At 64.2% G+C, this 12,236-nt stretch carries 9 protein-coding genes; all 9 read right to left on the bottom strand.

Going from position 1 to position 12,236, the window contains the following annotated elements:
• Window positions 1–36 precede the first annotated feature (36 nt).
• The 9 genes from rpoB to L0C25_RS14410 all read right to left on the bottom strand — a co-directional run bounded on the left by rpoB (window position 37) and on the right by L0C25_RS14410 (window position 12,232).
• Entirely contained in the window at window positions 37–3,501 is a 3,465-nt protein-coding gene (rpoB, locus tag L0C25_RS14450) for a DNA-directed RNA polymerase subunit beta (RefSeq protein ID WP_271632370.1), read from the bottom strand.
• A 344-nt stretch (window positions 3,502–3,845) separates the two neighbouring features.
• Window positions 3,846–4,652 carry a hypothetical protein gene (locus tag L0C25_RS14445; RefSeq protein ID WP_271632369.1) on the bottom strand — a complete coding sequence of 269 codons (807 nt, stop codon included), beginning with the start codon at window positions 4,650–4,652 and terminating at the stop codon, window positions 3,846–3,848.
• Window positions 4,652–5,287: a hypothetical protein gene (locus L0C25_RS14440; protein ID WP_271632368.1), complete on the bottom strand. Its 636-nt coding sequence runs from the start codon at window positions 5,285–5,287 to the stop codon at window positions 4,652–4,654. The genes L0C25_RS14445 and L0C25_RS14440 overlap by 1 nt, the downstream gene beginning before the upstream one ends.
• Window positions 5,284–6,549: an MCE family protein gene (locus L0C25_RS14435; protein WP_271632367.1), complete on the bottom strand. Its 1,266-nt coding sequence runs from the start codon at window positions 6,547–6,549 to the stop codon at window positions 5,284–5,286. The genes L0C25_RS14440 and L0C25_RS14435 overlap by 4 nt, the downstream gene beginning before the upstream one ends.
• Window positions 6,546–7,721 carry an MCE family protein gene (locus L0C25_RS14430; protein ID WP_271632366.1) on the bottom strand — a complete coding sequence of 392 codons (1,176 nt, stop codon included), beginning with the start codon at window positions 7,719–7,721 and terminating at the stop codon, window positions 6,546–6,548. The genes L0C25_RS14435 and L0C25_RS14430 overlap by 4 nt, the downstream gene beginning before the upstream one ends.
• On the bottom strand, window positions 7,718–8,983 hold the full coding sequence (locus tag L0C25_RS14425; RefSeq protein ID WP_271632365.1) for an MCE family protein: 1,266 nt from the start codon (window positions 8,981–8,983) through the stop codon (window positions 7,718–7,720). The genes L0C25_RS14430 and L0C25_RS14425 overlap by 4 nt, the downstream gene beginning before the upstream one ends.
• Window positions 8,977–9,954: an MCE family protein gene (locus tag L0C25_RS14420; RefSeq protein WP_271632364.1), complete on the bottom strand. Its 978-nt coding sequence runs from the start codon at window positions 9,952–9,954 to the stop codon at window positions 8,977–8,979. The genes L0C25_RS14425 and L0C25_RS14420 overlap by 7 nt, the downstream gene beginning before the upstream one ends.
• Window positions 9,954–11,036: an MCE family protein gene (locus tag L0C25_RS14415; protein ID WP_271632363.1), complete on the bottom strand. Its 1,083-nt coding sequence runs from the start codon at window positions 11,034–11,036 to the stop codon at window positions 9,954–9,956. Before L0C25_RS14415 ends, L0C25_RS14420 begins: the two co-directional genes overlap by 1 nt.
• Window positions 11,036–12,232, bottom strand: a complete 1,197-nt coding sequence (locus tag L0C25_RS14410; protein ID WP_271632362.1) for an MCE family protein — start codon at window positions 12,230–12,232, stop codon at window positions 11,036–11,038. The genes L0C25_RS14415 and L0C25_RS14410 overlap by 1 nt, the downstream gene beginning before the upstream one ends.
• Between the last annotated feature and the right edge of the window lie 4 nt (window positions 12,233–12,236).

Genomic DNA, 12,236 nt, shown 5'->3' with positions numbered 1-12,236 from the left:
GTTGGGGCCTACCAGCTCGCTCATAGGCCCCACCGCTCACACTTCCTCGACGCTGCTGGGCTCTCGACGCGAAAGGTCGATGCCCAGCTCCTCGGCTGCCCGGAAGACGTCTTCTTCGGCGTCGCGGAGCTCGACCGCGGTGCCGTCGCTCGAGAGCACCTCGACGTTGAGACACAGTGACTGCATCTCCTTGACGAGGACCTTGAACGACTCGGGGATCCCTGGCTCGGGAACGTTCTCGCCCTTGACGATCGCCTCGTACACCTTGACGCGGCCGAGGATGTCGTCGGACTTGATGGTGAGCAGCTCCTGCAGCGCGAACGCCGCGCCGTACGCCTCGAGCGCCCACACCTCCATCTCGCCGAACCGCTGACCACCGAACTGCGCCTTACCACCGAGCGGCTGCTGGGTGATCATCGAGTACGGGCCGGTCGAGCGGGCGTGGATCTTGTCGTCGACGAGGTGGTGCAGCTTGAGCATGTACATGTAGCCGACCGATACCGGGTCGGGGAACTGGTCGCCGCTGCGCCCGTCGAACAAGGTCGCCTTGCCGTCGGGGCCGACCATGCGGTCGCCGTCGCGGTTGGGTCGAGTCGATGCCAGCAGGCCCTGGATCTCGTCCTCGCGGGCACCGTCGAAGACGGGCGTCGCGAGGTTGCTGTCGGGCTCGGCCGTGTCGGCGCCGATCCGCTTGAGCCGCTTCTGCCACTCCTGCGAGTTGCCTTCGACCTCCCAGCCGGCCTTCGCCACCCAGCCGAGATGTGTCTCGAGCACCTGGCCGACGTTCATCCGGCCGGGAACACCGAGCGGGTTGAGCACGATGTCGACGGGGGTGCCGTCGGGCATGAACGGCATGTCCTCGACGGGCAGGATCTTCGAGATGACGCCCTTGTTGCCGTGGCGTCCGGCGAGCTTGTCGCCGTCGGAGATCTTGCGCTTCTGCGCGACGTACACGCGGACCAGTTGGTTGACGCCCGGGGGCAGCTCGTCGCCCTCCTCGCGGTCGAAGACGCGAACACCGATGACGGTGCCGGACTCGCCGTGCGGAACCTTCAGCGACGTGTCGCGAACCTCGCGCGCCTTCTCGCCGAAGATCGCGCGCAGCAGCCGCTCCTCGGGGGTCAGCTCGGTCTCGCCCTTCGGGGTGACCTTGCCGACGAGGATGTCGCCGTTGCCGACCTCGGCGCCGATGCGGATGATGCCGCGCTCGTCGAGATCGGCGAGCATCTCCTCGCTGACGTTCGGGATGTCGCGGGTGATCTCCTCCGGCCCGAGCTTGGTGTCGCGGGCGTCGACCTCGTGCTCCTCGATGTGGATCGAGGTGAGGAGGTCGTCCTGGACCACACGCTGGGAGAGGATGATCGCGTCCTCGTAGTTGTGGCCCTGCCACGGCATGAACGCGACCAGCAGGTTGGTGCCGAGCGCCATCTCGGCCTCGTCGGTGCACGGGCCGTCGGCCAGCGGGGTGCCGACCTCGACCCGGTCGCCCTCGGAGACGAGCGGACGCTGGTTGATGCACGTGCCCTGGTTGGAGCGACGGAACTTCGCCAGCCGGTACGTCTGGTTCGTACCGTCGTCGTTCATCACCTCGACGTAGTCGGAGCACACCTCGGTGACGGCGCCGGGCTTCCTGGCCACGGTGACGTCGCCGGCGTCGACGGCGGCGCGGTACTCCATGCCGGTGCCGACGAGCGGTGCGTCGTTGCGTACGAGCGGGACCGCCTGGCGCTGCATGTTGGAGCCCATCAGCGCGCGGTTGGCGTCGTCGTGCTCGAGGAACGGGATGAGCGCCGTACCGACCGACACCATCTGGCGCGGCGAGACGTCCATGTAGTCGACCTCGTCGGCGGGCACCAGCTCGGCCTCGCCGCCGCGCTCGCGTACGAGGACGCGGTCGTCGGCGAAGGTGCTCTTCTCGGTGAGCGGCGAGTTGGCCTGCGCGATGACGAACCGGTCCTCCTCACTTGCCGTGAGGTAATCGATGTTGTCGCTGACCTTGCCGTTCTTGACCTTGCGGTACGGCGTCTCGACGAAGCCGAACGGGTTGATCCGGCCGAACGTCGCGAGCGAGCCGATCAGGCCGATGTTCGGGCCTTCCGGCGTCTCGATCGGGCACATGCGGCCGTAGTGCGACGGGTGGACGTCGCGAACCTCATAGCCCGCGCGCTCACGGGACAGTCCGCCCGGGCCGAGCGCCGAGAGACGACGCTTGTGCGTCAGGCCGGCGAGCGGGTTGTTCTGGTCCATGAACTGCGACTGCTGCGAGGTGCCGAAGAACTCCTTCAGCGCCGCGACGACGGGCCGGATGTTGATCAGGGTCTGGGGCGTGATCGCCTCGACGTCCTGGGTCGTCATCCGCTCGCGTACGACCCGCTCCATCCGGGCGAGGCCGGTGCGGAGCTGGTTCTGGATCAGCTCGCCGACCGTACGGATGCGGCGGTTGCCGAAGTGGTCGATGTCGTCGGCCTCGACGTACGCAGTGCCGCCGGCGGCCTCGAGCTCTGTCTCGCCGGCGTGCAGCGCGACGATGTAGCGGATCGTGGCGACGATGTCGTCGATGGTCAGCGTCTGCTGGTCGAAGGCCTCGACAGTGCCGAGCTTCTTGTTGATCTTGTAGCGGCCGACCTTGGCGAGGTCGTAGCGCTTCGGGTTGAAGTAGTAGTTGTCGAGCAGCGTCTGCGCAGCTTCACGCGTGGGCGGCTCGCCCGGGCGCAGCTTGCGGTAGATGTCGAGCAGCGCGTCGTCCTGGCCGGCCGTGTGGTCCTTCTCGAGGGTCGCGCGGATCGACTCGTACTGGCCGAACTCCTCGAGGATCTGCGCCTCGGTCCAGCCGAGCGCCTTGAGCAGGACGGTGACGTTCTGCTTGCGCTTGCGGTCGAGGCGTACGCCGACGAGATCGCGCTTGTCGACCTCGAACTCCAGCCACGCACCACGCGACGGGATCACCTTGGCGGTGTAGACGTCCTTGTCGCTGGTCTTGTCGGGCGTGCGCTCGAAGTAGACGCCCGGCGAGCGGACGAGCTGGGACACGACGACACGCTCGGTGCCGTTGACGACGAAGGTGCCCTTGTCGGTCATCAGCGGGAAGTCGCCCATGAAGACGGTCTGCGACTTGATCTCGCCGGTCTCGTTGTTCATGAACTCAGCGGTCACGAACAGCGGCGCGGCGTACGTGACGTCGCGGTCCTTGCACTCCTCGACGGAGTTCTTGGGCGGCTCGAAGCGGTGGTCGCGGAACGAGAGCGACATCGTGCCGGAGAAGTCCTCGATCGGAGAGATCTCCTCGAAGATCTCCTCGAGGCCGGACTTGGTGGATACGTCTGTACGCCCGGAAGCTAGCGCGGCATCGACGCCGGCCTTCCAGTCGTCGTCACCGACGAGCCAGGAGAAGCTGTCGGTTTGCATCTCGAGCAGGCCAGGAACCTCCATAGGTTCCTTGATCTTGGCGAATGAGATGCGAGGGTTGGTCGTTGCAGGTGCGGCAGTGCGCGAGGCGGCCAAGAGGGGGTCCTTCCGAGGGCTCGCTGGTCTCGATGAAGCTCATCCGGCTGGGAATCCGTTTCGGATTCCGCGCAGGCCACAACGCCCCAGTCAAGGGGACCAAGGCAGGATGCAGGCAGCGCAAATAAGCAGTCTAGACCCAGAACGGGAAGAACGCAACCCGCGACTATGCCCGGTTGCGAACCGCACGTCAAGCACCGTACCCCGGCGGGTTGGGTGTACGCCAGCCCTCGTACGTGGTCGTGGCGTCAGCGAGCCCGCGCCGCGAGGCGGAGTTCGCGGACTTTTCGGTGGTGCACGGCGTACCCAGCACCGAAAAGTCCGCGAACTCCTACCCGGCCGGACTAGACGTAGCGGATGCCGTCGACGAGCCAGTCGCCGTTCTGCTTGACCATGCTGAACACGGCGCGGTTCCCGATCGGGTCCTGCTGATCACCGTTGGAGGTGCTCGTCTGGTCGATGAACATGAGCACGGAAGCCTTCGTGTCGCTGCATTCGTCGCCGCATTCCATCGGGGCGACATCGACCGCCGACGCTTCGGTCTGCTGCTTGTTGCGCTCGACGACCTGCGGGAAGCTGCCCTCGACGGTGCAATCGCCCTGCACGGGGAACGCTTCGCAGTACGGCTTCGTGTACAGCTCGCCGTACTCCTTGGCGAAGTCGTCGGTCATCGCCTTCTCGGCTGCAGCACGATCGTCGTCCAGGCTCTGGTAGCTGTAGCTGAGGATCGTCTCGGCCGACGTCGCGGCGGCCGAGGTGGCATCGTCGCGACCGTCGACGAACGCCTGGTCGTCGCTTCTCTCGCCGAGATAGCGGAAGCCCACTACTGCGACGAACACCAGGGCGGCGATCGTGACGACGGCCAGCGCGCCCAGCCACCACCCTGACTCCCGCGGTGGAGGAGCAAGGAGACGGCTGCGCTTGCGTACTTCGGCTGGAGCCTCAGTCGCCGCATCCATTGTGGTGGCGGGACCGGCGTCGGCTTCGGTGCTGCTTTCCGCGGGAGACTCCTCGCTCTCTGGCGAGGTCGTGGCGGCCCCTGTTGCTTCCTCAACTGCCTCGGCGTCGGGCTCACCCGCAGTGTCGCGGCGTCGTCGAGCGGCGTCGCCGGCGATCCGACGGCGACCGCTCCCCGGTGGGTTCGGTGCCATCACTGGTCACCTCCGTCGTCTTCGCCGGCACCGGCCGCGACCAAAGTGCAGTTCGATACCAGCCAGTCGTCACCGTCCGCCTCGAGATCGACCCGGAAACGCAGCGGCTGAGCCAACAAAGGCACCCGCTTACCCTTCATCTCCGCCGAGGTCGCGAAGTCGACGGCGAGAATCACCCGGGCCGAGTCCGGGTCGACGGTCTCGACGGCGCGCTCGCGTACCTCACCCTCGTACAACTGCTTGCGCTGCTCGGCGGCTTGAGCCGTCGCTTCGTCGGCGACGGCGGGGACGAACCCGGCCACGGTCGACCAGCAGGGACTGTCCGTGCCGTCGGCGAGGAGGTCGGTCAACTCGTCGGCGTAGGCGTCGGTGTCCTTCGTCGCGTCGTAGCTGGTGAGGACGTTCGCGAACCGCTCGGCGGACACGATCGCATCCTGCCGCCGGGAGTCGTTCGCCTCCTCCGGTGTCTCGGGTGGCGCCGTGATCAGCCAAATCCCCACGCCGGCTGCGACGGCTGCGACCACCAGCAGCGCAATCGCGACCGGGAGTGCGGACCCTCGAGCGCGCTCATCGGTTTCGCCGGATGTCGGCTCGTCTCCTGACGTCTCGACCTCGGCGTTGTCTTCTTCGCTCATTGAGTAACCGATGGTGCCATCAGCAGGTTCGTCCACGAGTCCGAGGGTGGCGCGTCGTCGGTCGACGGCGCGGTCCGGTAAAGACCGTCGGGTACGTCGGTGCTGAATTCTCCGGTCACCTCGTCGTACACACCGGCAACGGGGGCAGTACGCGTAGACGCGGCGTTCTGTACCCCTCGCGCATTCGTCTTCGACGCGGGCTCGTTGCAGACGCGGCCAACCAATTTGCCGGGGCTAGTGTCGGACGGGTCTGGTACGTCAGCGCCCGAGAGGTAGCCACTCTTGCAATAGGGCGGCTTCGAGCTGACGGCCATTGCGAGCCGGATCTCGTACTTTCCGTTTCTGTCCTTCGACAACACACTGAAGCCGTTCTCAACTGCGTACGGTGCAAGTACGAGTACACCTCGAAGCCCAGGTAGCCGCGTCACTACGAGTCGGTTCAGGCTCTGGAAATTTCCGATCAGCTCGCCGATGCTCTTCTTGTTCTCGTCGAGCAGCGCACTGATCTCGTCCGCGCTCTCAGGAGCGTCCTCAAGCACCGACCGCAGGTCCGGATCGGAATCACGAAGCGCATCGGAGAAGTCGGCGAGGTCTCGGCTGAAGGAGCGGATGCTGCTTCCGACCGCGAGCTGACCGTCGAGCACCGTCGAGCCATCGCGGATCAGTTGAGCCGTCACTCCAAACTCGTCATTTGCGGTCTCGATGAACGAGTTCGAGGTGTCGATGATCTTGCTGATGTCCTGCCCGGTGCCGTCGAACCCCACGCCGAGCTCATGCACCACCGTGCGGAGATCGCGAGTATTCACCGACCCGACAAAACTGGACACGTTCGCGAGCAAGTCCTGCGTCGAGATCGGCGTACTCGTGTCCGCCTGCTCGATGACGGACCCATCCGCAAGGTACGGCTCCGAGTCCGTTCGTGGTTGCAAATCAACGTACTGCTCGCCCACAGCCGACTTGTCGGCCACGACCGCTTCGAGATCGCTCGGGATGTTTTCGTGAGAGTCATCAATACTCAGGGTGGTGTGGACTCCTGTCTCGGACAGTTCTAGCTCGCTCACCCTGCCTACACTGACGCCGCGATAGGACACGTCCGCACCGACAAAGATCCCGCCAGACTCCGATAGGTCGACCGTCACGTCGTAGGTGCGATCGACGAACAATCGATCAACCTGCGCGTAGCGCGCTCCGACGTACGCGATCCCGACCAAAGTAATAACCGCGAAGATGAGGAGCCGAACCCTTGTCGCCTGCGTGATCACTCTGCGGCACCCCCATCCAACAGCAGTCGGCCAAGGCCGTCAGCCGCATCAGGCGCACTCGGGGCCGTCCGTGACTGCATGCACCCAGCGGTTGGCGCGAGCAAGTACTCACCGCAGTCCAAGGACCTGACAAACCGACTCCGCTCCGCTGGTGACATATCATCGATCGCGATCTCAAACTCCGGATTGAATGTCAAGCTAGCGTTGATGAACGCGCCGTTGTCGTACGCGCGGGCCTCCCTAGGAGTTTCACCGACGAGTGAATCTGGGAACGGCGCCGTCAGGAGCAGCCGCAACGACTTCACCAGGGAATCGCCACTACGGTTCAGGTTCCGCAGCAGGGGCGCGAGGTCCTGCAAGTTCGCGATCGTGTCCGCTTTCGACCTGCGAATCACCGCCGTCCCGACATTACTGAAACGGTCGAGTTTGCCGAGCATTCGGACGAATGCGTCTCGCTGATCGTCGAGCACTCGAACGGCCTCCGGTATATCGTCAAGAGCTGACTCGATCGCATCTGTCTGGTCATTTGCGTTCCTACCAAGGCGGTCGACCTTGCGCAGCGCGGACACCAACTCGGGTTTCTGCCGGTCGATATCGCCCATAAACTTGCTCAGGCGCCGAAGAACCGACTTGACCTCGTCTTCACGGCCATCGAAAATGCGGTTCATTTCTCTCGTGATTGTCTGCAGTTGAGCAACGCCGCCCCCGTTCAGCACCATCGAGAGTGCGCCAAGTACCTCCTCGATTTCCGGATTACGACCGGTCCGAGAAAGTGGTATGGTATCGCCGGACTCGAGTTTGTCACGCGCCGGCTGATCGGAGGACTCAAGGGACACGAACTTCTCGCCTAAGATGCTTGTTTGCCGAATCTCTGCCGTTGCGTTCGATGGCAGCTCGACTGAGTTGCGCATCTCGATGGTGACGATCGCATCCCAATCCTTCATCTCGATATCCGTGACCTTACCGACGGTCACATCGTCGACCTTGACGGCACTCTGCGGAACCAGATCAAGAACATCTCGGAACTCGAGCTCGAGAGTTGTAGGGTTAGCGCCGACGTCTGCGCCACCCGGCAGAGGCACGTCATACACCGAGCTGAAGCCGCAACTCGACACAATTAGGCCTACGCCGAGGCCAAGTACAAGTCCACGAACTGTGTTTGACAGTGTCATTCAGCGGACCCAATCGTCAGAAGTTGCGCTACACCCGCTGACGCGTCCGAGCGCTCCATCATCGGCGTTCGCAGGTAGTCGCCTTGCTCGCCTGGCGGGAGGCCTCGCGTAAGCAGAAGGTGGCTCGACACAGCCGACATCCTTGACACGCATTGTCGTTTCTCAGGGTAGCCCGGAATGCTGGATGAGATCCCGCCCGGATTCCGAGCAAGGAAGCCGCATGCTGCATTGACCGCTGCAGACCAGAAGCCCGTGTTAGCAGGTGTTACGAGGCCGTCCTTGTAGCCAGATGTGGCGACACCGACGCGAGGAGACATGTTCGTTCGCGCGTCCAGCGCGCCGACAGACGGATCGTACGCGAGAACCTGGTTACTGAGCGCTGTCGGCGCAGTGTCAAAGATCCTTGCGAGATTGCGTCGTTGATCAACGAGCTGATCAGTAACATCGACGAGCGCGTTGACATTGCTCTTCAGAGAGCCACGATTTTCCCGCACGTAGGAGCGGATCTTGTCAAGCGATCCGCCCAGCGCACGAAGGGCGCCGGCCAGGTCTTCGCGTTCGCCGGACAGCATGCTGGACACCTCGGCCAGGCTGCTGTTGAACTCGCGGACGGCGTTGTCATTATCCGCGAGGGCGCCGACGAAACGCTCGAGTTGCGTCATGCTCCCGAACAGCTCGTCCTTGTTGTCGTCGAGTGTCCCGGTGAGCTTCGATAGGTCCTTCAGGGTGCGGTGAAACTTCTTTCCCTGGCCGTCGAACGCCGTCGCGCTACTGCTCAGGAGCCGGTCCAGTGAACCGTCCTTGTTCGCGCCTTCGGGTCCTAAAGCGGTCGCCAGCTGATCGAGCGAGTCGTAGACCTGATCGAGCTCCACTGGAATGGCGGTGCGGGACGCGTCGAGGACCGTGTCGTCCTTCATCTCCGGTCCAGACTTGTACGCGGGTGTCAGCTGGATATAGCGGTCACCGACGATCGCCGGCGAGACGATCACGGCCTTTGCATCCGCCGGAACCTGGTAGTCCGAGTCCCAGGACAATTCAACTCGTACCTTCTCGCCCATCGGATCGACGGAGTCGACGCTTCCAACCGGTACTCCGAGGATCCGGACGTCTGCGCCCTCGTAAAGCGATACTGTCCGGTCAAAATCAACAGTCAAGTGCGTACGGCCGTCGCCAGGGCGTACCACTAACAGGAGACCTGCGATTATCGCTATCGCCACTAATAGAGCGCCGAACAGCAGAGTCAAGCGTCCACGTGTCACCATGACGCTCCCTCTCCCGTCTGCAGAATGATGCCCAGGCCCTCTGCCCAGGAGTCAAGCCACGGGCCGTTGCCTGATTGACCTGCCAGGGTTGTGTAGTACTTGGGAAGGGCATCGAGTGCTCGATCGATCTGATCATGGTTGTTCTGCAATACCTGCACCACTCCGCGAAGATGGTCCAGCGCGGGCTTCAGATCTCCGCGTGTATCGTCCACGAGGGTGCCCATCTCGTCCGCAAGCTTGCGGGTGGAGACGAGGATGTCATGGATGGCCTGGCGCCGTGACGAAAGAGCTCGGAAGAGCGTGCTGCTGTCCTCGAAGAGCGTGATCAGCTCCTCGTTGCGGTCGGCGAGCGTCCCGGATAGATCATCGACGTTCTTCAGCAACGTATTGATCTGCTGGTCCCGCGCCGCGAGGTTCTTCGACAGCCGCGAAACGCCATCGAGCGTGCCCCGCAAGTCGTCGGGCACGTCGTCCATCACGTCGGCGAGGGTGTCGAAGGACTTGCCCAACTGCTTGGTGTCGATCTCCTGCGTCGTCGTCGACAGGTCGGAAAATGCTTGCACCACGTCATAAGGCGGAGTCGTGCGGTCGACCGGGATCTCGTCTCCGGCCCCCATGGTGTCATCGCCGTCGGACTCGATCGACACCATCATCGCGCCGAGCACGGTCTTCACCTTGATCGCCGCGAGCGACTCCGACCCGAGGTCGACGCCGTCCTCGACGAGCATCGCGACCCGAACGGTATCGCCTTCGAGGGTGATGTCCTTGACCTCGCCGACCTTGATGCCCGCGACGCGCACGTCGTCGCCCGCGCGCAGACCGCCGGCCTCGCTGAACTCCGCGTAGTAGGTGTTACCGCCGCCGATCAGCGGCAGGGAGTCGGCTCGGAATGCGGCGAGCATCATCACCGCGATGACGGCGATCGAGACGAGGCCGACGACCACGAGGTTGCGTTCCCGGAACGGCTTCATCAGTCGCACCTGCCGGAGAACTTCGGGTTATTTACGACGACCCCGCTGAAAATGTTCCTCGGCCGTTCATAGCCCGAAATTCCTGGAATCGCCGGAATAGTGATGTCACTCCGGATCTCGCAGGGGACAACGCCACCCAGTGGCCCGAAGTCGCCCGTCAGACCCAGCTTCGTCGCCTTGATCGGCAGGATCTTGATGATGTCGTCGAGCTCGTGGCGCAGGGCCGGTTGGTCGAGGCGGGTCGACAGCTCACGCAGCTGTTTGATGTCGGTCGTCAGCGCGGGACGTACGTCGGTGACCAGCGATGCGGTCTCCGTCGTCAGATCGTCGATCGAGTCGAGCGCCGTCGTGATCGCGCCGCGGTCGTCGTTCAGCCCGCTCATGAACTTCTGCACGGTGACGATGGTGTCGTCGAGCTCCTCGTCGCGGTTGTTGAGCGTGTCGAGCAGGTCGTTGAAGTTGGTGATGACGCTGCCGATCAGCTTGTCGCGGTTGGCGAACGTCTGCGACACCGATGCCGTACGCGACAGCAGCGTCTCGATCGTGCCGGACTCGCCCTGCAGCACCTGGACCAGCTCGTTCGCGAGCTTGTTGGTGTCCTCCGGCGACAAGCCCTGGAACAGCGGCTTGAACCCGTTGAACAGCGCCGACAGATCGAGCGCCTCCGTGGTCTGGTCGAGCGGGATCATGTCGCCGGACTCCATCGGCTCGGTGGAGCCCTTCGAGCCCTGCTCGAGCGAGATGTAGCGCTGGCCGATCAGGTTGCGGTACTTGATCGTCGCCTCGGTCGACTGCGGAAGCGTCGTACTGTCGTCGACCGCCATCGTCACGATCGAGCTCTGGTTGTCGTCGCCCAGATCGACGCTCTCGACCGTGCCGACGCGTACGCCCGCGATGCGAACGTCGTCGCCCTTGATCAGGCTCGTCGTATCGCTGAACTCGGCCTTGTATGTCTCGCGGCTCTCGAACGAGATGTTGCCGATCGTGATCGCGAGCACGGCCGTCGCCAGCGTCGTCACCAGGATGAACACCAGCAGCTTCGCGAGCGAGCCCGCGCTCTGGCGGTCGAGACCCTTGCGCATCAGCGGACACCTCCCACGACGGGAGCCGGCCGGCCGAGGCTGGGGTACTTGTTGTGGTCGTTGTCGATGCCGAACTTCTGCAGCAGCTCGAACGGCGCGCCCGGCGACGGGTTGCCGTTGCCGTACGGGGAGTCCGGCGCCGAGAGGCAGTTCGGCGCGAGCAGCGACGACTGGTCGCTCATCGGCGGCAGGATCGGCGTCTCGCTGCCGGTGTACGGAGTGGGCTGCTTGACCGGGTACATCACTCGGCCATGCAGGGTGTTGCCGCGCAGCGCCTGGTTCAGCCGCGGCAGGATCTTCGCCGCACCCTTGGTGACGCACGGCGCGATCGGCGAGTACTCCGCCAGCAGCGACATCGTCGGCCGCGCCTGGTGATTGAGCCGGATCAGCCCGGTGCCGTTGTACGAGAAGAAGCTGCGGCCGACGTCGGAGAAGTCACTCACCGCGGAGAACACCTCGGCCAGCTGATCCTGCTTCTCGACGATCGTGTCGCCCGTCTCGACCGCGTTGCGCAGCAGCGTGCCGATATCGGGCATGGCGTCGGCGTACGTTTCGGAGACGTCGCCGAGCTTGACGATGTCGTCGACCAGCTCGGGCGAGACGGTGTTCAGCTTGCCCAGGTAGTCGTTGAGGTTCTCGAGGTTCTCGCCGATCTCCTCACCGCGCCCGTCGAGCGCCGTCGCGAGCGCGTTGAGCGTCTTCGACAGGTCGGCCGGCTTGACCGCACGCAGCAGCGGGTACAGGTCGTTGAGCAGCGTCTCGACCTCGGCGGGCACCTTCGCCTGCGAGATGACGTCTCCCTGGGCGATCGGCGTTGTCACCGCACCCTCGGGAATCTGCAGGTCGACGTACTTCTGCCCGAAGAGCGTCTTCGGGACGATGAGCGCCGCGACGTCCGCCGGGATCTTGTCGACCTTGTCGGGATCGAGATCGAGTGAGATCTGCGCGCCCTCGCCGTCGGATGCGAGCTCGATCGACTCGACCTCGCCGACGAGTACGCCGCGCATCTTCACGTCGCCGCCCTCGGAGAGCTGCAGGCCGGACGACGGCGCGAGCATCGACACCTCGACCGTGTCGCGGAACGACTTGTTGAAGATTCCCCACGTGATCCACAGCACGATCAGCATCAGCACGATGAAGGCGATGCCGAGCGTGCGCACAGTCGAGGTGCGTTCGAGCACAGGGGTACGGGCCATCGCG

Origin of the sequence: Solicola gregarius, assembly GCF_025790165.1 — a bacterium.
Taxonomy (GTDB): domain Bacteria; phylum Actinomycetota; class Actinomycetes; order Propionibacteriales; family Nocardioidaceae; genus Solicola; species Solicola gregarius.
The sequence above is the reverse complement of the archived record's forward strand: the minus strand, read 5'-3'. Positions and strand labels throughout refer to the sequence as shown.